Origin of the sequence: Anaerotignum lactatifermentans, from assembly GCF_014982935.1 — a bacterium.
Classification (GTDB): domain Bacteria; phylum Bacillota; class Clostridia; order Lachnospirales; family Anaerotignaceae; genus Anaerotignum; species Anaerotignum lactatifermentans.
Genome location: NZ_JADCKK010000019.1, coordinates 1 through 19811 on the forward strand (window position 1 = coordinate 1; position 19811 = coordinate 19811).

Here is a 19811-nt window from a genome sequence, read left to right on the forward strand (position 1 = left end):
GTTTCTACCACCAGTTGCTTGAATTCTGGTGTATATCGTTTATTTGGTACTCCTTTTGGCATAAAAATCACCCCACTTGTTATTCAGTATATCATACTGTCTAACAAATGGGGTGCAGTTCATGATATAGGATTTCAGCTTTCTTATTTTTATGAAGACTTTATTTGGTATGCTTTCTTCTGAAGATAGCCATCACAATTTCCCTTAAGAAATCAAGAAAAAAATGCAATGTTTTCTCAAAGAGTATTAGCTTATCGTCATCCTTTTAAATTTATAAGCAAATTTACAAACTGCGTAACCTTATTGAATTTTTGTGGATAATAGTGTATGTAAATAGCGTTCTTTACTATTTTTACTATGTATATTTTTATCTCTATTCTTTTTCACTTTCAGGTTACTTTACCTTCTAGTATTTCTAATCTCTTTCTTGTTGAAATTCTGTTTCATTCTGCCTTTCTTTCGCAATCACTTCCAATTGGATTTCTTCTATTGTTTTTGACAAAAAATCTTCAGATGGTTTGAAACCGAAGAAAGGAATGATTCCTTTGACCTGCTGTTCATCCAATTCATGCAAGTATTCCGCACAGTAAAATTGAATATCTTCATAATTTGATAACTTCGCCAATTCAGGATCTGCTTCAGCAAGTATACAAACATCTGAAACATAGTCTATATATTTTTGACTGCCGAATCTGATTTCAGGATGATTATCTTTCAGATAATCAAGCAGGTCATTTTGTAGACTTTCCATTGTAGGACTGCCTGTCATTGCAGAATTATTCTCTGTTGCAGCGTTTTTCTCCGATGCAACGTAAATTGCGGTTCCGATACTGCCTATTACCAATACTGCAAGTATAATCTTATTTCTGTAAATTCCCTTCATAAAGACACCCCTTTCAATTCATGAAATGGCAAGCAAGAACACATAAAAAAATACTGGATACACTATATCATTTACATCTCTTCATGCCTACTATGCTATATGACACTTTTCCCCCATAGAAATACAGCATTGTACAAATTTCTACTTTTTCTGTGTATCCAGTATATATATAAAAACAAAATTATTTTTCTATTATCTCAATCGTTAAATTTGGATCGTTTAAGTCATACACCACAACATTATCAGAAAAAAGCATGTTTACAGGTATGTCTGCCTCCTTAGCAATCATATTGCCAAAAATCAGCAAAAATATAGTAAGGACGGATACAATAGTTTTTCCCAATATCCCTTTTCTCTTTTTTTCCTGTAAAACTTCCAATATTCTCCGTTTGTAACTTTTGATACCATCACCACTATAACAGATGCAATAAAAATGCTTTTCTTTTGGCACATTTTGCAATGATAATACTTTGATGATCAAACCTGCATATTTTTTTCGCTGTCTCTCATCAAAACTTTTGGTTACCATCTCATCGCATGCGATTTCTATCCATGCAGAAAGATTTGCTTTTAAAAGAAAATACAAAGGATTAAACCAGTTTAGGCAACTGAAAATTACAATAATGACTTTCCTGGCTACATCATTTCGTAAAGCATGGCAATACTCATGCCTTAGAATGAAATCAATTTCTTCTTCGTCCAATGTATTTATCATAATAGCTGGTATTACGATATATTTTTGCATGATGCCGACAGCAAAAGGGCTTCGCGTATCATTGCTTGCTACCAACACAACATTTTGTTTTGGTTGTTCCATACTGATTTTTTCAAAGGCATCCAGCCAATTGTCGCTTTCGATGGTAAAACACTTCCGTTTTATGCTCGAAATTGTGTATACATATAACATGGCTTTTGTGACAAGAAAAAGAACTGCAACAGCAAACCATATCATATCTATGTAATGCATATATGGAAAGGCGCTTCTCCAATAAGCGGCAAAATTACTGCATCTATCTGCTCCTTTCATGATCACAAGATCATAATGCATGAAAGTGCGTTGGCAATGGTTGCAATGGGCTGTACTTCCAAAGCTGTATCATGGTAATTCTGGGAATTACGTGCAATGCCCGTTGCCCAGCTAATAAGTCCAGAACAATCACAGCAAACTTTCCCAATTTTTTGCTTATCGCTATTCCAAACCAAATTCCCATAGGCTTTTTTTAGGCTATTATAAATGGCTTCTGTCATGACTTTGCCTTTCATTCCGTATACATAGGGCACACCCAATTTGCTTTTGGCAAATGCCACCAATTCTTGTCCAGTCATTTCCATCTCCTCCTTTCCCCCATAATATGAAAAAAAACAGGGATTGTGTCCCTGTTTTCTGTTGTTTCCAGTATTCTTTTTTGATTAGTACTTCTGTATATCTTTTGTTGTAAGAAGCTAATAAAGAAAAATTTAAATTTCAACGAATTTATGATATACACCTAAAAGTTTCTCTGTGATTTCCTGATCTACGTGCATATGACCAAAATACCATTTCTGGAACTTCGGCTGATGTTCCATACTTTGGTACCATTCATTCAAAATTAGTGGAAATTGGTAATCATCATCTAGGCTTTTTTGTCTGCGAATAGAACTTCTGACAAAGAGCGGCGGCTCATGGGTAATGATGTATTCAATCTGGTCTGCAAATTGATGCAACACCTTTTGACCATGTTCTATTTCTTCGGCAGTTGGTTCTTCTTCTTTCCACCAACTTACGCCTTCTGTGCGTCTGTCCTTATCTACAGAACGGGCACCGCCAAATACAAAAAATTTCTTTTCGTAAATATCGTATATTTCTCCTCGCATGAGATGCAGAACACGTTCCCCTATACGATGTATATTACCACCGTTCCACTTTTCAACGGGAAATTCATTCAAGAGCGCATGATTTTCATGATTGCCATCTACAAAAGCAATTGTGCCAGGAAACACTTGCTGTAAGCTTTCCATATCGTACACATAATCTTTGTCCCAAACATATCCGGCATCCCCTGCAATGATCATAATATCAGACGGATGCAATGTTTCTTTTTCTGCAAGCCAAAACAGTGGCACGAAGGTTCTATGTTTATCACCAGTAATAAAAATTCTTCCACTCATTTTTCAATATTCACCACATTTATTTTTTATAATAATAAATACCATTTCGTTCTTCTCTCAAAATTATACCTGATAAATACAAGTATTGTAAATGTGAAATTGCTTCTCCTGTTGCAAACCATTTTTGTGGTGCAGGAAAGCTTTCCCAATCTTTGCACATGATTTCCCATGTCATATGCTGTGCGACCATATATGCCGTTTTCCATTCATCTGTCAAAATGTTTTTTACTTCTGCCAATCTTGCTTCATGATGTTGGAAAAGTTCTTGAATACGGGTATGGACATCCTGAATCATGGTGCCATGGGAAGTTAAAACGACATCCACATCCAATGCATCAATTTTTTTCAGACTGCTTAAATAATCCTGCAAAGGATTTTCAACACCTAATTCGATGCAGATATTGGGTGTAATGGTACCAAGAACATGGTCCCCACAGAACAGAACTTTCTTTTCTGCGTCATAAAGGCACATATGCCCTGGTGTATGCCCTGGTGTCAAAATCGGCTGGAAATGGTAACCGCCATATTCCAGTACATCACCTTCGTCTACATACGTGAAGTTTACTTTTTCTGTATTACAATATTTTCTGCCGGGATGGATATCTGTATTCCTGCCGAACTGTGCTTTGGGAAATCCGAACTTAATGAAAAGGTCATCCAGCATCCGCCAATACAGATTGCCAGATTCAAAATTGATCATTTCCCCCTCTGTTTCCCCTGCTAGTATTTTGCATCCAGATTTTGCAAACTTGGAAATCAAACCACAGTGATCTGAATGAAGATGAGAAATGAATACATCATATTCTTCAATACCCAATTCTGTAACTGCATTTTTCAATGCTTCTTCACATTCAGGTCTGTTAAATCCTGTATCAATCATAAGATTTTTTTCTCCTAAAATGAAGTAGACATTGATTTCTCTTAAAGGATTATTGGGTAAAGGCACAACTTGTTTGTAAATATTTTTTGCTACTTCTGTAAGCATTTCTTATCCATCCTTTCTGCATTGTTTGGATTGTATCACTATTTATGCTATTTTTTTTAATTAACTATGCGAAATATTAATGCAATATTATTGAAAAATCCCTATGTTTTTGGTATAATTACATAGAAAATGTATGTAACCATTGTGGAAAGGGGCGATAAATTTGTCAGAAAAAAACAAATATTACTCCATCGGAAAGGTGTCCTCCATATGCGATGTACCCATTAAAACTTTGCGTTACTATGACCAGATTGGTCTGCTTGTTCCACAATATCGCAAGGAAGACAGCCATTACCGGTATTACGAACATACCCAGCTTCTTACACTTCATATCATTCGCAAACTACGTCTGTTGGGCGTTTCTTTAAAAGATATCCAACGGATCATCCAGAACTGCGATAACGCCGCTATGGAACAATGCGTTGTTTCCAGAATGCATGAAATCTCTAAACACATCCAAGAACTACAGGACCAGCTTGCCATTGGCGAAGTATTGCTCCAACGCCTGAACACAGGAAATGTATTTTTGCAAAACAAAAATCAAGATTCGGAAAGTACCATTCGAATTGAAAAAATCCCTTTATATCACGTTATCTCTACCAGACGAATCAAACTGGATTATCAAAATTCGGATGTCTCCATTGACCGTTGGTCTGAACTGATTGAGCTTGCCAAAAAATATCATCTAAAAACTATGGGTTCTATTATTTTAACATATCATAACAAACCTTTGGAACAGTTTTATAACAAAGATTGTGATTTAGAATCCTGTATTCAGGTACCAGAACCAAAAGATGGACCAGAATTCAAACAATTCGGTGGTTTTTTAGCTGCGACAACCATTCATATCGGCAAAAACGAAGATATCATACAAACCCATGTAAAAGCTATTAAATGGATCAAACAACAGGGCTATGTCATCAACGGTCCAATCTCCGAAGAGTACATTGTTTCGCCTATTGATGTTTCTGAAGTAGAAAACCATATTACCAAAGTAATCATTCCCATTAAGCGTGTATAATCTTATCATTCCTTCTGTCATAAGCAGGAGGAATTTTTAGTTTGAAGTAAATTACGGATAAATATAGAAATATCCTACTTAAAAAAGCAGGATATTTTCTATTTTCTTTATTCACTTATACAATCAGTTACTGGAACATCTTCCGATTTCTTTGAAGAAAACAGGTAAACACACGCCATTACAATCGCACATACTGGTACCCATGCCAATTTCCATTCTGCAAAAGGCAGTTTCAGATAAAGATTTACAAACCAATCCAGATTCAAATTCAGCAGGTTATTATATGTATAAATGCCATCCAGAACACCGAAAAAGACGCTTACGATGATCCCCCACTTGCATACGGCCAAGTGTCTTTTATTCTGACAATCCGGCATTAATACATAATACAGTACCAGGATAATTGCGCCGGGATAAACTGCATCTTGAATAGGTGCAACGTATGTTAAGATGTTTGTCAGCCCAATTGCCCCTATGATTGCACTGAAAATACATACGATCGCGATAGATTTTTTATATTTTAATTTTTTATTGGATGCGTCTTCACAAAATTCTGCGGTAGCAGCACTGATACCAATTGCAGTTGTCAAAGATGCAAATACAAGACCGATGGAAAAAATTGCTCCGCCAATTGTTCCCAACAATTCAAATGCTACTTGTGTATAGAGTGTAACATACTGCAGTTCAATTGTTCCGCCTGTATTTGCCCCAACAATCATATGCCCCAAATGTGTCAGTGAAAGCAATCCAATTCCTACAATCCCTACTCGGATAATATTTTTATTCATTCGTTCGTCTGTTACACCATGACCTTTCAGGTTGTTCAATACAACAATCCCAAAAGTCAGTGCGCACAACAATTCTGAAGTTGCATACCCCTGTGTGAATCCATAAGCAAGTGCAGGTGTCTCATAAGTTTTCGGCTGCCACTCGCCCAACGGAGTCATCAAGCCCTTTCCGATGATCGCAGCAACAATCAAAATCAATACAGGAAACAGGAATTTACTAACCTTATCCATCATGTCACTACGTCCCGCCAAGAACCAATATGTAAGAGCGTAATAAAAAGCAGAAAATAAGATAATCGGAATAGAACTGTCTGGTGCAAAACCAGTTGCCTGACAGATCGCATCCCAGGAAGATGCACTCATACGAGGAATTGTATACAAAGGACCCATGATGATAATAGTAACGCTTGTAAATATCGGACCAAATTTAGGCATTGCCCGTTTAGCCAAACCGAAGTATGTGCCCTGTCCTCTTGCCAGTGCTACATAAGCCAGCAAAGGCAAAAACAAAGATGTAATAAAAGCACCGATAAAAGCAATAAAAACCGAGCTGCCACTTTCTTTGCCCCATGTCATGGGCCAAACCATACTGGATGCACCAAAGTGCATGGAATACAAGGCACCACCCATCATCAAAAGCGCGGGTACTGATAAATCACCTTTCTTCATCCTCATACTACTTCTCCTCCTTTCAAATCAAGATAGATGGCATCATCCTCCATTCTTTGTTCTACCATTCTTATATATCTTTTATCGACAACACCATCTATCTTCCTTACAAAACCACTTTATCTCAAATGATTTCTTTTACATATAGTTCATCAATTTCCTGTTTTGTCATTCCCAACAGACTGCTATAAACCAATTCATTGTCTTCACCAAGAAGAGGAGCACCTTTTTGCACTTTATCTTCTTCTCCATGAATCTTAATAGGTGTACCTGGAATTCGGATTTCTGTATCCATTCCTTTCTGGTAAACATTCCACAGCATATTGCGAGACTGCAGCTGTGGATGTTCTGCTGCTTCTGGAATGGTCAGAATAACACCAAAGGGAATTGCAAGCTTGGTAATGATCCCTTCTAGTTCTTTGATGGTCTTTGTTTGTGTCCATTCTTCAATGATGGGTTTCAAGGAAGTCAGATAATTTTCACATCTGGCAAGATTTGTTTTGTAAAGAGGGTTTTCAATCAGATCATTTCTACCCATAGCACTGCACAGACCTGCAAACATCTTATCTGTGCCACATCCCATTACAAATTCGCCATCTTTTGCGCGGAAGGAGTCAAAAGGAGCAATGCTAGGATCCTGGTTGCCTGCACGATGTGGTGTTTTGCCAGCAATGGTATACTCTACAACGAAATTCTCCATAACAGAGAACAATGTATCTACCATGGCAACATCCACTCGCCTGCCGACGCCTGTTTTTTCTCTTTCATACAAAGCCATCAAAATGCCCATGCACAAATAAGCGCCGGAGTAGTTATCAGCAATAGAAGGACCAATTTTGCAGGGAGGACCATCCGCAAAACCTGTTACACTCATCATGCCGCTCATTGCCTGTGCTACGATATCATAACACGGTCTAGATGCCAGAGGACCTTCCAATCCAAATCCACTAATAGATCCGTAAATGATACGAGGATTAATTTCTTTCAGTACATCATAGGAAAATCCCAGTTTTTCCAATACACCTACTTTGTAGTTTTCGCAAACAACATCTGCTGTTTTTACAAGTTCACGAAAAATCTTTTTGCCCTCTTCGGAAGCCAAATTCAAAGTGATGCCTTTTTTATTTCGATTGATATATGCATAATAACCGCTGTAATCATTTTTCATGGGACCCCAGCCTCTTGTCTGGTCACCGCTGCCAGGACGTTCAATTTTGATTACTTCTGCACCATGATCCGCTAAATTCATTGTGCAAAATGGTCCGCTATAAGCCTGTGTCAAGTCTAAGACGCGAATTCCTTCCAATGGTCTATTCATACTTTCACCTCTTTACTGATTTTTGAGAATAGAAAATCCCAAAACGAATTTTCGTTATGGGATTTTCATATGAACCGTACAATATGCAAAGTTTATAAAATGTGCAGACTGCACACCTGTAGTTAGGACAGATTATTCACCAGGATGTTTTCTGTCTTTGAAAGAAGATTCCTGAGGACCTCTCTGATCTTTTTTCGCAATATACAGGCTGCCGATACCTCTGCCGCACAGAATAGGAGGTTCACATGCTGTTGCCGCTGTTTCAGGTGTTGCTACGCCAGAAAGGTCAGCATCTGTTCTGTCCAGCTGTGTTGCCACTTTCCATGCTTCAAATCTGCATGTGTAGGACTGGTTGCCCACTTTTTCAATCCAGCCATGGTATTCCATAAAGTCACCAACATATACGGGTGCCAGGAATTCTACTTTTTCATAACCCAGGAACAGGCTGATGTCACCATCTACATAAACCATCAGTTCTGTACCAACATCGCCCCACTGTTCAACGATTCTTGCACCGTTTACCAGACCGCCAACATAATGTGCATCTTTTGCGCTCATCATCAGATGATGTACTACTTTTTTACCTACCATAATAATTTTCCTCCTTTTATTTATCCAATTTGCTCATATGATCATTATTTAGAAATAGATAATTACTCGCCGGGGTGTTTTCTGTCTTTGAAAGAAGATTCCTGAGGACCTCTCTGATCTTTCTTCGCAATATACAGGCTGCCAGTTGCTCTGCCGCACAGTACGGGAGGTTCACATGCTGTTGCTGCTGTTTCGGGTGTTGCTACGCCAGAAAGGTCAGCATCTGTTCTATCCAGCTGTGTTGCCACTTTCCATGCTTCAAACTTACATGTATAAGACTGGTTGCCTACTTTTTCGATCCAGCCATGGTATTCCATAAAGTCACCAACATATACAGGTGCCAGGAATTCAATGTTTTCATAACCCAAGAACAGGCTGATGTCGCCGTCTACATAGACCATCAGTTCTGTACCAACGTCGCCCCACTGATCCACAATTCTTGCACCATTTACCAGACCGCCAACATAATGTGCATCTTTTGCGCTCATCATCAGATGATGTACAACCTTTTTACCTACCATATTAAATTCCTCCTTCTGTTATATGTATTTTTGTTTGGTTTATTTTATGGTTATACTGTACGGCATACCGTAAATGGAATGTCAATATCTGCTTTTTATATTTTTTCAGAAATTGCAAAAACGCATAGACCGAAGTTTCTACTTACTGGAGGGTTTCTTTTTCCTTAATTTTCCGCCTTATTTTACTGTTGCAGGAGAAATTTTCGCAAAAATCTATTGATTTTATGGAGAGTTTTTTACTTCTTTATGGTCAGATAATTACCCTTTTTTGTTAGTAATAAGGCAATTTTTTTATGCTTTAACCCATGTTTACCATATATGAAAAAAAGATAACGCTTTTCAATTATAGAAACGTTATCTTTTTTGGTTTACAATTTTTCTATTTCAGTTAGAAAGCAAAAATATATGAGCCATTTCATGTATTTCGGGCATCCTAGTTGAATATATACACCAAAGGCAAAACTTTGTTCTATATGGATAAATGGATTTTTGCCTTTTCCATACAAAGTTTATTGCCTTTTTATGTTTTGTCCCTTAGTTCTCATTTTTAATCCCTACAAATTCGAAGTGATTATTCTTTCGGCGCTTTCAATATCATTCATTCCTATTTCTCCATCATAGTTGTGGCTCTCCCAGATGATCTCAAATTCTGCTTTTTCCATCGAGTGGGCATAAAACTCCTCCCCCCAGACATGGGCATTCAATTCTTCCACAGTGGGAATAGGTACGATTTCAATAACGCCGTCATAGAGATCCGTAATATTGTGCGTATGTCCATCTGCAAAAATATCAATGGAGCGAAGTGCAAGACGTTCATTTTCTGTATCAACTTCATAAAGAATGATAGATGGTTCTCCCAATGGTGCATCCTTCCAAAATAATTTGATATACTCCATTTTGATTCAATTCCTCCATAATTTTACAAATTTTCATTAATTCACAAGCATCTGGGAATACTCATGACCACCAGAAAGGATCTCTTCCAGTTTCCTTGCGATTTCTTCTACAATAACATGACAAGGGTTTTCCTCCCCTTCGATTTCTAATCCCTGCAATTCCATACAATGCAGTGTTCCAAATACTTCCAGTACATGTCCTGTCAAGTCATAAATCATTCGATAACCTTCGATATTGTCTGCATCTGTTTCGCCATCTTTTGCAGTCATCAAGCCAATGATTCCAACGGCTACCGTAAAGGCGCCACAACAGGACTGTTCTGTCTGCATACCGATCCCCATCACAGAGAACATTCTGCGGGTTTCTTCACTTAAATGCAGATGATAGTATTCATTACACGCTTTGAACATTGCTTCCGCACAGCTTAAATTTGTACCAATATGATATTGATTGACTAATTCATATAATTTCATTTTTCTCATACTGCCCCCAATCACACAACAATATTTTCAGTCATTATTTCATATTTCTTAGAGAAACCAAGACATCATACTAACTACAATTAATACAATCCCCAGCAGAAAGAAAATGAATCGCCTAGAGCCACGACTATAACGGTGAGAATCAGGTTTGCCTGTGGGATCGCAGAGCCAATTCCAATTCAAAATTGTACCAATCAGGAGCACGATACCAACAGCCAGTGTGAGCAGGTTCCAATGCTCCTGTAAAAAAGCAGTTATCTGTTCGCTATTCATTTAGGCTTCCTCCTCTCCTCACCCCTGTATGTCAGCAGATATGGGACCTTTTTTCAGTGTGGCTTCTACAATCACCACATGACCCCAGAACATATCGTCATCCTCATACCAAGCAGTAAAACGACCGCCTGGAGAAACAGTGAATTCTGTTAAAATCAAACGCTTTCCAAACTCATCCTCTGTAATAGGGTCTTTTTCAGGATTACGGTCCGTTTGATTGTTGTCTGCCAGCCAGTCATTGGCAAGGCTTGTAAGCTTTTGGGCTGCAAAATCTCGCAAAGATTTATCCCAAATCTGCTGATCCTCTATGAGTTTCTTCATCACATTTCGGACGCGTGTCCAAGATGCTTTCTTTTCCATATCAACATCCAGAGAAATGTGGATTTCTTTTCCCATCCACTGACAGGTTCCAGTGAAAAAACTCATTTCCTTATCTAAAGTCAGCGTTCCCAACAGCTCATCTTCCATCACAACAGGTTTGATGTACCCTGCCCAGATTTCTTCCAAAGCCGAACACGGAGCGTTCTCCTCTACGATTTCGGTGACATACCACTGTGTTTCACTAAGTGCTGTGCCTTTCCATCCTCGAACCTTGATCCGATAAATCTCCCCTTTTGCAAATCGTTTGGAATACTCACCTGCTTCTCTCTTTCTCCGTCAATGGCGAATTCAGGCAGCAACGATCAGAAATTACTTGACCAGTCTGTACGTCAGCCATAGCTAGAGCATAGGTATGAGCTGTCCAGAAATGATCCATAAATGTTTTATCTGCACTGGTACCACTTTGAATCAGTACCAGCTTTTCCTCATCTTCTACATGATAGAGGGCAATAAAGTCCTTCACTGTTCTTTTTTTCATATCGTTCCCCCCTTTAGTGAAAGATCTGTTCATATATATCGCCAATGTGCAGGAGCTGTTTTGACGACTTTTCTGTTGCCGCTATCTGAATCTTTTTACCAAATCGTCCATAAGCATATCCTGGATATACGCATCTGCGTATTCCAGAAGCTCTACGTCCTTATCGTTTTTATCAGATAATAACGCACCTTTACGCCGTTTTTCTTTGGCAAACGCATATATATCACCTCTCAGGTCTGCTGATGCTGCATGGAAACCACTTTGCAATCCGTACAAACTTCAATATAAAGTGTCCCTTCCGTTCCTTCCATAATGGTATCCCATTGTATTTGAGCCAAATATTTCATAGGTTTTCCGCACACAGGACAAGTTGTATATTCCCAGTCCTGTACCCAATTCGCAAAACCACCAACGGTATTGACATCCTCACAGAAAGCTCCATAAAACAAAGGAACCGGATTTTTTGCCAGCACAAATGGATTTTCTGCCATAGATTTATAATCTTCCGGTCTCATGTAGCATTCCATTTCCTCTTTGTCATCATAAAGTTTGGAAGGAAAAACTTCTGTACCACCATCTAAAGTAAAACGATTGTAGGCAGGACCATCCAAAAATCCGACACAGTTTGGACAGCAAGTAGCAGTCAAAACTCCATCTAAGCCTAAAAACTTCAATCGCTCATCTTTGCCATCCAGAACAAAAATGTCCACCATTTTCCCACCGCAGTGAGGGCAAGTATCTTCTCGTAAACGACCGATTTTGACGGGTGTTTCTTCATTGGCAGTCCCCTTTACCATGGGATAACAAGTATCAAAATTGAGGTGAATGCGATGACCCTCTTTATCAAAAGTCCACCCGCCACACTGGGCATAAATGGATGGATCAACATATAGACGCTTTCTCCATGGACGAGGATTACGTTCCAGTTCCAGCAGTGTTTGCAGTGCCTGATCATCCCCCTGCATGGCAAGGCAGCTCATCAGATTAGCTGCTTCATTGGCATCTTTTGTCTCCAATAGTACGGATTTCAGTCCATCTCTCACATCTTCTGGCGCATGGTAGTAGATCTCGCAAGGATAGAATACTTTTGCCTCCAAAGCTGCTTTCTGGATTTCTGGCGTAATGGCATCCAAATAGCTGAGCAACTTCCAAAAATCTGTGAAGGCTGGCTCTTGATAATCTTCCAATCCTTTTATATTCTCCATCAGTTTTTCTCGTTTTTGCGCAATCTGTTCCGGTGACCATGCAAGCACATCCTGACGTTCTTTTTCCATTTGACATTTCCAGCACAAACCTTCATAACCTAATGAGGTCCCACAACTAGGACAACGATATTTCAAACTCATATTCCTCGCTCCTTTCAATCAATACAAAAAAAGCCCTGCATCCATACTGTCAGAAGGACAGCATAATGCAAGGCGCGAAAAAAGCCGGAGAAAAATCATATTCTTTATCAGATACAATTTCTTTCCATGTCATCACTAAGTGATTCTTTGCCTTTCGATGATAATCGTGCTTTAGCTTCATACGATGTTACCTCATTAAAAATAGTGTAAACCTCTTTCTTTTTTCTTATGATTTTTAACAAATATGCACAAAATCAACTTATAGAAATTATAAAAGAAAACCTTCGAAATTACAAGCAAATCACCGTGATAAAATACCGTAATGCTAATATTTTAAATATGACAAATACTCTAATGAGATTCAAAAAATGCTAGTCACAATCATGTGTATTCTTAATATTGATTTAACTACGATCAACCAAACTGCAAGCTTAAGCTATATAAACAGTTTTCTCAGCGGCAGTATTTTCAATACACTATAGAAACAACAAAAAAATGCATAGTAACATTCTCTTCCAAGTATTAGGTTACATTTCCTATAAATCGAGTAATTATCGCATCAATTCATAGAGATGGCAACTTTTTTCTTGACAATCCCAGTTAGAAATCATATATCTTTCTGCTGTTCCATCCAAAGTATGATCATATCCGCTTGGTTTTGGCTCTGTATTTGGTACATTACTGCCAAACCCAATCACACACCATAATAAAAATAACAGCACAAAAAAACAAGCCGCCATCAATATTCCTGATAGAATATTGATACAGTCATATTTACGTTCCCTTCTGACAAATATAACAATGCCACATCCTATAAAAAGAACCAATACACCTATGGTACATGCAGAACAAAATAACAGATCTAAAAAAATGCCGTGTGTCATACAATCCTCTCCTAACAACAAAATACATTTCTTGTTTTATCTTAAGTAACGAACAAGAAATGCATTTTTAGACACTACGTGTTTATTTTTCAATCTGTCAATTTTATAGTGTACCAAATTTAAAGTCACATTGATCAGCCAAAATATTGATTTGTATATACTTTTGGGGAAAAGTTTTTATGACAATAAAAAGATGCCATTTGAATGGCATCTCTTATTTTATATTGCTATTAACTTTCCGGTTCAAACAATTTATCCACTGTAGTCTGCAATTCTTTTGAAAGTTTAAAAGCCAAAGAAAGTGTAGGATCATATTTATTGTTTTCTATTGCATTGATTGTTTGCCTTGAAACACCGCATTTCTTTGCCAATTCATCTTGGGAGAATCCGAGTTCCTTCCTTCTATGTTTGATGATGTTTTTCATGTTATCCGCCATACCTTTTCTTATAATACAAAAGTGTTAAAAAATATGTCATAGCAATTATACTTAGTTCAATAAATGGATTGTTACGCATAGCTTCTGCTTGCAAAACTGCTGTTATGACATCTAATACAAGTCCAAGCACTGTTATAAGAAGTGTAAAAAAACTTGCTTTCCATACCATTAGCTTTCTTCTTTCATCGCCAGTCTTTAACAGAGAAACAATCATCATAAAATCTATGAAAATTAGAGCAATAAGAAAAATTCCAAATACGATCAAAAAAAGTGTAGTTGTTCTCATAAATTCGCTCCCCTCTCCAATTAAAAATGTAAAATACTTTTTACATTTTTATCATAACAAATATATATTAAATGTCAAGAGTTTTTTACATTTTAAAGATAATAGAGAGAATACGTATCGCTAATTTATATCTTATCTATTTTTCTTCCACACTCTCTGCAACTTTTACCATTTCTTCCTTTGAAAGGGCTGCCGATATACTGAATATGGTTGTTCTATCCTCCGAATACCATACAATCACACTATTCTCGTCTTTTGCTTCGGCTTCATAGTAATCCCCTTTTCGTTCTCCTACCATGACCTCTTGGGCATTTTCATCTGTAACAAACAAACTGATGGCATCTGTGCCACTTGAGGACATAAAGGCTATTTGATTTCCCATATCATTTTGATAGATAGTAATGTTCATTCCTTCCGTTTCTGATGTTTCTTTTTCATAATAGCCTTCTGGAATATAGGTAAGAACATACGCTATCTGTTGAGCAGAACCATCGCCTGTATAACGATATTCCATATAGCCCTTATATTGTCCCTTCAGCCAATATAAAAACGTAGCTCTTGCCTCTGTGTTAAACATCAAAAAGGAACTGCTTGCTACTACAAATATTGCGAACCAACAAGCTGCCTGTCTAAAGACTCTGTTTTTTTTCTTGCGTTTTGCTTTTTGCAGCACATTTTCTATGTTGTTTTCAAAAACCTCGGAAAATACATGACTGTATTCTTCTTGCGGCAGAAGTGAATCTGCAATGATGTTTCCAGCCTCTTTGGCTGCTTGTTTCAGCATTTCATCCGTTATCACAAGATTCCCTCCTTTTCACACAGCTCTTTTAGTTTTTTCTTTGCCCTTTGGTCTAACTTCGATGCTGCCACAAGAGATATATCAAATAAGGCAGCAATTTCCCGAACACTATACCCATGATAATACCGTAACAGTATCACTTCTCTGTATCTAGCAGGAAGGTTCAAAATGGACTTTGTAAGCAGATTGTCACCGTCATAAGTCACTTCAATACCATTTATTTCCTCCAAATATTCGTTTTGTTTGTGCCTGTTTTTCTTTCGATATATGTCTATGGCTTTATGTTCAGCTATTGTAACGATATAACTGCGTGTTTTTGGACAGTCCAACGCGTCTATCTTTTCTATATTCTCTGCTATTTTTATAAATGCCATGTGCACAGCGTCTTCTGCATCCTGCTCGTTATGGAGAATTTTATTGGCTGTATAAAACATCAATGCTTTATATTTCAGATATATCTCCTCAAATTTTACTTTATCCTCTTCACTTTCTATCATTTGTAGATATATCATAGAAGAATCCTCCAGCATAATTGAAAATTAAAAATCAAATCTGTTCTTTATATTAAATGAATTAAAATAGAAAATCAAATATATTTGCTTATAACGAAAAACACATAAGAAAAGGCAGTCATGAAACTGCCTTTTCATCGTTTTATTTCATTCTATTCATTTTCCGCCTGTACTGCACTTTCATCTCCTGCAGAAGGATAACCACAACGTTTGTAAAGCTCAGATGGAATATAGCTTACTGCAAGTTGATCCTCTTTGGAACATTCATTGTACCAATTCAGCCACTCCAGCGTTTTTTCTGATAAATCAGAAGTTTTCAATGTTTTATCATGGAATTTCAACTCATCAGATTCATCTGAAATTGGTGGTTCAGAAGGATTTTTAACGAAATACCAGTGATCGTCGACAAAAATATAATAATCATTGATATTTAAATAAGAAAATACTCTCTCTCCGTGGTTTATATCAAATGTATAGCTTTCTCCACCAGCATAGACTTCGTTAGGCGCCCCTCCATCGGGAAAATCTACATACATCAAATCCAGACTAAGTGCCCAGTCTTTTACATCTGTGATTTCCTCCATACGTAACTGTTTTGAATCACCTGAAGAATAAACTGTGTATGTAATGTCTTTTGTATCTGCTGGAAATAGCATTGGTCCTATTCCGCATATCACCACTTTTTCACTATCGTTTTTGTAATTTACTGTCAGTACAGTAGCATTCTCCAATAGCCATACATCCTCCGATGAATCACTGTATGCAGGAACACCCCAGACCTCAGATAATTGTGTTCGTCTGTATCCCGATAATATATTATTTACTTCGGCTTCATCCATTTGGGCAATAGACTGTAAATTAGGAAGATTATCATTACTTTTTCTATTATGATAACCATAACTCCAAGTCCAACCTGCCACCGCGATTACCGCCAATACAATTAGAATCCATATCTTTTGTGTTCCTTTATATTTTATCAATTCCAATCCCTCCAACCTTATTAGACAATCAAATATTATGAACAACATAGACCTCTTTTATAATTGTAACGAACCAGATTTACTTTTTAAGACATCTCCGCATAAAAAATAGGAAATCTATAAAAGATTTCCTAAAATAGACAAAGCGTCTTATTCATTTGCGGTCAAATGGAGTTTTTTCTCTCTTTTATAAACTTCTCCATTTAAAAGCTTTACATTTATATCTCTTGAATGAAATTCTGTTTTTTCCTGATTAAAATTGTCATTCCTTCTTAAAATCGTATTGATTCTAGATATATATACTAATCTACAGCTAGAATATCTATATTATCCTCCTAATAAGCCTATCCGCTGTTAGATAGCAAATTTATAACTCGTTTTTATTACGCTTCTCCTCTTTGCTCCAGCAAATTAAACACTTCATCCATACCCATTTCAAACATAACGCTGTTTTCCTTGATTGGTGCAAAATAATACGCTACTTTTTCTGCACCGAATTCTTCTTCTAACTGTTCCCACTGGGCAGAAGGATAAATACAAAATGCAAGAGTATCACTGCCAAGAGAACCCATAAACCAACGGATTTGATATTTTGGAGATACATATTCCTGTAAGCTTTTCAATGTGGTATCACGATCTGTATATTCTTCCGCATAGGGGATTGCTGTGGAAATACTGTTTTTTTCTAAAATAATATCTACGTCTCGTTCTTTTTCAATTTCCACACAGGTAAACTTCACCTTATCTTCTTCTGATAGTTTTTCATTGATGTATTTAATGATAGATTCATCATATTCACGCCAATCTATCCAGATTAAAACATCGCTTTCCCAAAAGGTATCTAAATATTCTTGTGGTGACAGCAAAAAATCTCTGATTTCATCCATAATCATTTCCTCCTCCCATATTGTTGCAAACAATATCCAAGCTATTATAATTTCACAGTTCTATGTTGTCAGAACAACTGCGTTCTTATTGTACTGCTATTAAGTCATTTTTTCCTGTACTGCGAAAACAATAGAATTGTTTTGCCCTTTTCTCTTTTCAAATAAAACTCTTTTCTTAAAAGCAAAATGCAATACTATATAAATACATTGATTCATTTGATTGCATTTTGTAACCAGCTTCCACTTTTTAAAACCACTTTGTATTTTCGTTCTTAAAATGCGGTGTATTGCCATCTTTATAAGGATCATATCGATTTTCATTGCAGCCAAATTCTTTTAGGAAAGCAATCTTATTATCGGGTGTCCATTCAATCAGTGATATTCCATCAAAGGCTTCTGCCTGTCCATCATCCATTTGATTTTTAAAATACCATTCAACAATTGTCTGATTATCTTTATGGAAAAACTGTTTGATATCCCACTGCAATACAGTTCCCCTCGTGTTCCATTCTTCAAACCAAAGTGCAATCTTCTGGACTCCATGATATTCTGGTCCCCAACTTTCAATGTAAATGGCATCACTTGAGAAGATATCGAATATACCAAGGTCTTTTTTTGCAAGCCACATTTCAAACCAAAGTCTGATGATTCTTTCTTTATTTTCCATCCTCAAAACCTTCCTTGATTATTTCAAATTCAATTTTTCGCCATATAACATCCATCATATATAACATCCAACCGTTTATTGATTGGAATTATATGTGACTAGTCAAAATCCATCCAGACCAAGTGCTTTCCGCAATGCAGGCATTGGAACAAATAGCACTGCAAATGACCGCCATTGACAGAATGCTCAATCATTTCTTTCTGCTCATCATCCCACATGGGGTCATCCAGTACTTCATCCATGACATCTAATGCCTGCAATTCCATAGCACCTACTCTGCCCAAATAAGCACAGAAGTCCCCGCAATGGGCACGCCAGTATTCCTGCTGCCAGCCACAATAACCAGGTGTACGATGAATGAGTTCGTCCAGTTTTTCGGCATCCTTCACACCATCATCCACGGAATAATCATCCTGAAAGCTGCCATCAAATTTTTCAGCTGCTTTTCCACTGGCGATACAAGCTGGACACAGATAATCAATGTCATCCACAGCATAGAATGGTCCTTCATAATAAATGTGCGTTACCTTTCCACAGCAGTCACAGACAACGCCTTCCTCTGATATCTCAAATGCTCCAGTATTTAACGGATTGGGGTGGTATTTGAATGTTGGTATTCCCAGTTCTGCCAGCATTTCTTTTTCTTTCTGAATATCTTCTTCTGTTTTGGGGTTTGGAATTGCAAAATCGTTTCTCCAGTTTTCTGCATATTCTTTCATTTTTCCCAAGCGTTTTTTGATTTTGACATCTGAAAGATCACCAATACTGGATAATAAATCATAGGCATCTTTTTTATAGTTTAAAAGATCATATACATTTACCAGAACTTCTTTTGCAGCAATTGCTTCACTTTCTTCCAAACTTTCCTTGAAATCATAAAGAGCAGTCACACTGAAAGAATCGCCCTTTGATTGTTCAAACTGCTTTTTTAATGCGACATATTTTTCTTGATATGCATTCATACTTCCACCCCATTTCAAAGGACTCATTCTTCACAAACATCACAAAGCTTGTCCATAATATCAGAAATTTCTGTTGGTATACCTTCTTCCCATTGGGGATTTTCAATCCGTTCTCCTTCAAGAGCCAAAAACAATTCTTTTGGTATTTTTACTTTTGCTTCTTCTTCCTCGTACTCAGAGGTCCAATCATAATGATCACTATATTCATCGTTTGCAGGATCAAAAGCATATTTTTGGTTTCCATAAAAGCCAGAAAGGTAATTTTTTTCAATGGTTTGAATGATATCATAATCATCCAATGCCCAAAAAGCCTCTGCTTCACATTCTTCTCTGTCAGCAAATTTCTTATAGAATCCAGGTGACATATACCAATATAAAAGCAAAATCGTTCCTTTATCTGTATCTGGCTGATCTACAATCCATCGAATAACTTCTTTTGAATTGTCAAAATTCCAGCACAATGCAAGCATTTGTCTTTCTTTTGGATTGTGTTTCTTCAGATAGTCAATCAGCAGTTCCGTGCTTAATTCGTCAAATTCTTCTTCTGTAATTTCAATTCCATCCCAATCAAAGTCAGAGTCTAAAATGTCATTGATATGCAGCATATTTTCATCTC

General features: G+C 37.2%; 26 protein-coding genes and 1 pseudogene. 2 read left to right on the forward strand and 25 right to left on the reverse strand.

What is annotated here, in order from left to right:
- The coding region (locus tag INF29_RS14510; protein WP_207728133.1) for a hypothetical protein at positions 1–183 on the forward strand (183 nt) is incomplete at its 5' end.
- 232 nt (positions 184–415) lie between these two features.
- On the opposite strand, the gene INF29_RS06560 is transcribed toward INF29_RS14510, so the two are convergent.
- The 5 genes from INF29_RS06560 to INF29_RS06580 all read right to left on the reverse strand — a co-directional run bounded on the left by INF29_RS06560 (position 416) and on the right by INF29_RS06580 (position 4016).
- The gene (locus tag INF29_RS06560) at positions 416–883 is read right to left on the reverse strand and encodes a hypothetical protein (RefSeq protein WP_193485394.1); all 468 of its coding nucleotides are present in this window, start codon (positions 881–883) and stop codon (positions 416–418) included.
- A 181-nt stretch (positions 884–1064) separates the two neighbouring features.
- Entirely contained in the window at positions 1065–1910 is an 846-nt protein-coding gene (locus INF29_RS06565; RefSeq protein WP_191344352.1) for a M56 family metallopeptidase, read from the reverse strand.
- A 2-nt stretch (positions 1911–1912) separates the two neighbouring features.
- Entirely contained in the window at positions 1913–2209 is a 297-nt protein-coding gene (locus INF29_RS06570) for a hypothetical protein (protein WP_193485396.1), read from the reverse strand.
- Between the two features lie 132 nt (positions 2210–2341).
- Positions 2342–3031: a metallophosphatase gene (locus tag INF29_RS06575; RefSeq protein ID WP_193485398.1), complete on the reverse strand. Its 690-nt coding sequence runs from the start codon at positions 3029–3031 to the stop codon at positions 2342–2344.
- Positions 3032–3050: 19 nt separating this feature from the next.
- Positions 3051–4016, reverse strand: coding sequence for an MBL fold metallo-hydrolase (locus INF29_RS06580; protein WP_272872638.1), 966 nt, complete (start codon positions 4014–4016; stop codon positions 3051–3053).
- Positions 4017–4179: 163 nt separating this feature from the next.
- Here INF29_RS06580 and INF29_RS06585 point away from each other — a divergent pair, with 163 nt between their 5' ends.
- Positions 4180–5037, forward strand: a complete 858-nt coding sequence (locus INF29_RS06585) for a MerR family transcriptional regulator (protein WP_193485400.1) — start codon at positions 4180–4182, stop codon at positions 5035–5037.
- A 107-nt stretch (positions 5038–5144) separates the two neighbouring features.
- Here the strand turns inward: INF29_RS06585 and INF29_RS06590 are convergent, their stop codons facing one another.
- From INF29_RS06590 to INF29_RS06680, 20 genes and pseudogenes are all read right to left on the reverse strand, one after another.
- The gene (locus INF29_RS06590) at positions 5145–6500 is read right to left on the reverse strand and encodes a branched-chain amino acid transport system II carrier protein (RefSeq protein WP_193485402.1); all 1356 of its coding nucleotides are present in this window, start codon (positions 6498–6500) and stop codon (positions 5145–5147) included.
- A gap of 118 nt (positions 6501–6618) precedes the next feature.
- A complete protein-coding gene (locus INF29_RS06595) occupies positions 6619–7812 on the reverse strand; it encodes a CaiB/BaiF CoA transferase family protein (RefSeq protein WP_193485404.1) in 1194 nt (397 codons plus the stop codon).
- Between the two features lie 132 nt (positions 7813–7944).
- Complete coding sequence (locus tag INF29_RS06600) at positions 7945–8403, reverse strand: hotdog fold domain-containing protein (protein ID WP_072850903.1); 459 nt, start codon at positions 8401–8403, stop codon at positions 7945–7947.
- Between the two features lie 62 nt (positions 8404–8465).
- On the reverse strand, positions 8466–8924 hold the full coding sequence (locus INF29_RS06605) for a hotdog fold domain-containing protein (RefSeq protein WP_072850905.1): 459 nt from the start codon (positions 8922–8924) through the stop codon (positions 8466–8468).
- Positions 8925–9478: 554 nt separating this feature from the next.
- Entirely contained in the window at positions 9479–9820 is a 342-nt protein-coding gene (locus tag INF29_RS06610) for a DUF6881 domain-containing protein (RefSeq protein ID WP_087990374.1), read from the reverse strand.
- A 36-nt stretch (positions 9821–9856) separates the two neighbouring features.
- Positions 9857–10303 (reverse strand): C-GCAxxG-C-C family protein, encoded by a 447-nt coding sequence (locus INF29_RS06615; RefSeq protein ID WP_242949226.1) that lies wholly within the window; start codon positions 10301–10303, stop codon positions 9857–9859.
- 48 nt (positions 10304–10351) lie between these two features.
- Positions 10352–10576: an Imm17 family immunity protein gene (locus INF29_RS06620; protein WP_193485406.1), complete on the reverse strand. Its 225-nt coding sequence runs from the start codon at positions 10574–10576 to the stop codon at positions 10352–10354.
- Between the two features lie 18 nt (positions 10577–10594).
- Complete coding sequence (locus tag INF29_RS14710; protein ID WP_243184114.1) at positions 10595–11083, reverse strand: DUF2262 domain-containing protein; 489 nt, start codon at positions 11081–11083, stop codon at positions 10595–10597.
- Positions 11084–11119: 36 nt separating this feature from the next.
- Positions 11120–11468, reverse strand: a pseudogene (locus INF29_RS15330) (DUF7021 domain-containing protein); the annotation flags it as partial.
- A 197-nt stretch (positions 11469–11665) separates the two neighbouring features.
- Positions 11666–12781 carry a hypothetical protein gene (locus INF29_RS06630; RefSeq protein WP_193485408.1) on the reverse strand — a complete coding sequence of 372 codons (1116 nt, stop codon included), beginning with the start codon at positions 12779–12781 and terminating at the stop codon, positions 11666–11668.
- Positions 12782–13332: 551 nt separating this feature from the next.
- Positions 13333–13665, reverse strand: coding sequence for a hypothetical protein (locus INF29_RS06635; protein WP_193485410.1), 333 nt, complete (start codon positions 13663–13665; stop codon positions 13333–13335).
- Positions 13666–13895: 230 nt separating this feature from the next.
- The gene (locus INF29_RS06640; protein WP_193485412.1) at positions 13896–14090 is read right to left on the reverse strand and encodes a helix-turn-helix transcriptional regulator; all 195 of its coding nucleotides are present in this window, start codon (positions 14088–14090) and stop codon (positions 13896–13898) included.
- A 1-nt stretch (position 14091) separates the two neighbouring features.
- Positions 14092–14388, reverse strand: coding sequence for a hypothetical protein (locus INF29_RS06645; RefSeq protein ID WP_193485414.1), 297 nt, complete (start codon positions 14386–14388; stop codon positions 14092–14094).
- A gap of 136 nt (positions 14389–14524) precedes the next feature.
- Positions 14525–15187 (reverse strand): DUF4367 domain-containing protein, encoded by a 663-nt coding sequence (locus INF29_RS15060; protein WP_193485417.1) that lies wholly within the window; start codon positions 15185–15187, stop codon positions 14525–14527.
- On the reverse strand, positions 15184–15699 hold the full coding sequence (locus tag INF29_RS06655) for an RNA polymerase sigma factor (protein ID WP_072850923.1): 516 nt from the start codon (positions 15697–15699) through the stop codon (positions 15184–15186). Before INF29_RS06655 ends, INF29_RS15060 begins: the two co-directional genes overlap by 4 nt.
- A gap of 152 nt (positions 15700–15851) precedes the next feature.
- Positions 15852–16679, reverse strand: coding sequence for a hypothetical protein (locus INF29_RS06660; protein WP_193485419.1), 828 nt, complete (start codon positions 16677–16679; stop codon positions 15852–15854).
- Between the two features lie 383 nt (positions 16680–17062).
- Positions 17063–17566, reverse strand: coding sequence for a glutathione reductase (locus INF29_RS06665; RefSeq protein WP_193485421.1), 504 nt, complete (start codon positions 17564–17566; stop codon positions 17063–17065).
- A gap of 247 nt (positions 17567–17813) precedes the next feature.
- Positions 17814–18233: a nuclear transport factor 2 family protein gene (locus tag INF29_RS06670; RefSeq protein WP_193485423.1), complete on the reverse strand. Its 420-nt coding sequence runs from the start codon at positions 18231–18233 to the stop codon at positions 17814–17816.
- 98 nt (positions 18234–18331) lie between these two features.
- Positions 18332–19195 carry a CbrC family protein gene (locus tag INF29_RS06675; RefSeq protein ID WP_193485425.1) on the reverse strand — a complete coding sequence of 288 codons (864 nt, stop codon included), beginning with the start codon at positions 19193–19195 and terminating at the stop codon, positions 18332–18334.
- A 23-nt stretch (positions 19196–19218) separates the two neighbouring features.
- Entirely contained in the window at positions 19219–19800 is a 582-nt protein-coding gene (locus INF29_RS06680; RefSeq protein ID WP_193485427.1) for a DUF4274 domain-containing protein, read from the reverse strand.
- Positions 19801–19811: the final 11 nt, after the last annotated feature.

What these genes read in the sequence shown, in the direction of transcription:
- INF29_RS06560 (WP_193485394.1), bottom strand. Translation starts at nt 883, where the DNA reads ATGAAGGGAATTTACAGAAATAAGATTATACTTGCAGTATTGGTAATA.
- INF29_RS06565 (WP_191344352.1), bottom strand. Translation starts at nt 1,910, where the DNA reads ATGAAAGGAGCAGATAGATGCAGTAATTTTGCCGCTTATTGGAGAAGC.
- INF29_RS06570 (WP_193485396.1), bottom strand. Translation starts at nt 2,209, where the DNA reads ATGACTGGACAAGAATTGGTGGCATTTGCCAAAAGCAAATTGGGTGTG.
- INF29_RS06575 (WP_193485398.1), bottom strand. Translation starts at nt 3,031, where the DNA reads ATGAGTGGAAGAATTTTTATTACTGGTGATAAACATAGAACCTTCGTG.
- INF29_RS06580 (WP_272872638.1), bottom strand. Translation starts at nt 4,016, where the DNA reads ATGCTTACAGAAGTAGCAAAAAATATTTACAAACAAGTTGTGCCTTTA.
- INF29_RS06590 (WP_193485402.1), bottom strand. Translation starts at nt 6,500, where the DNA reads ATGAGGATGAAGAAAGGTGATTTATCAGTACCCGCGCTTTTGATGATG.
- INF29_RS06595 (WP_193485404.1), bottom strand. Translation starts at nt 7,812, where the DNA reads ATGAATAGACCATTGGAAGGAATTCGCGTCTTAGACTTGACACAGGCT.
- INF29_RS06600 (WP_072850903.1), bottom strand. Translation starts at nt 8,403, where the DNA reads ATGGTAGGTAAAAAAGTAGTACATCATCTGATGATGAGCGCAAAAGAT.
- INF29_RS06605 (WP_072850905.1), bottom strand. Translation starts at nt 8,924, where the DNA reads ATGGTAGGTAAAAAGGTTGTACATCATCTGATGATGAGCGCAAAAGAT.
- INF29_RS06610 (WP_087990374.1), bottom strand. Translation starts at nt 9,820, where the DNA reads ATGGAGTATATCAAATTATTTTGGAAGGATGCACCATTGGGAGAACCA.
- INF29_RS06615 (WP_242949226.1), bottom strand. Translation starts at nt 10,303, where the DNA reads ATGAGAAAAATGAAATTATATGAATTAGTCAATCAATATCATATTGGT.
- INF29_RS06620 (WP_193485406.1), bottom strand. Translation starts at nt 10,576, where the DNA reads ATGAATAGCGAACAGATAACTGCTTTTTTACAGGAGCATTGGAACCTG.
- INF29_RS06630 (WP_193485408.1), bottom strand. Translation starts at nt 12,781, where the DNA reads ATGAGTTTGAAATATCGTTGTCCTAGTTGTGGGACCTCATTAGGTTAT.
- INF29_RS06635 (WP_193485410.1), bottom strand. Translation starts at nt 13,665, where the DNA reads ATGACACACGGCATTTTTTTAGATCTGTTATTTTGTTCTGCATGTACC.
- INF29_RS06640 (WP_193485412.1), bottom strand. Translation starts at nt 14,090, where the DNA reads ATGAAAAACATCATCAAACATAGAAGGAAGGAACTCGGATTCTCCCAA.
- INF29_RS06645 (WP_193485414.1), bottom strand. Translation starts at nt 14,388, where the DNA reads ATGAGAACAACTACACTTTTTTTGATCGTATTTGGAATTTTTCTTATT.
- INF29_RS06655 (WP_072850923.1), bottom strand. Translation starts at nt 15,699, where the DNA reads ATGATATATCTACAAATGATAGAAAGTGAAGAGGATAAAGTAAAATTT.
- INF29_RS06665 (WP_193485421.1), bottom strand. Translation starts at nt 17,566, where the DNA reads ATGGATGAAATCAGAGATTTTTTGCTGTCACCACAAGAATATTTAGAT.
- INF29_RS06670 (WP_193485423.1), bottom strand. Translation starts at nt 18,233, where the DNA reads ATGGAAAATAAAGAAAGAATCATCAGACTTTGGTTTGAAATGTGGCTT.
- INF29_RS06675 (WP_193485425.1), bottom strand. Translation starts at nt 19,195, where the DNA reads ATGAATGCATATCAAGAAAAATATGTCGCATTAAAAAAGCAGTTTGAA.
- INF29_RS06680 (WP_193485427.1), bottom strand. Translation starts at nt 19,800, where the DNA reads ATGCTGCATATCAATGACATTTTAGACTCTGACTTTGATTGGGATGGA.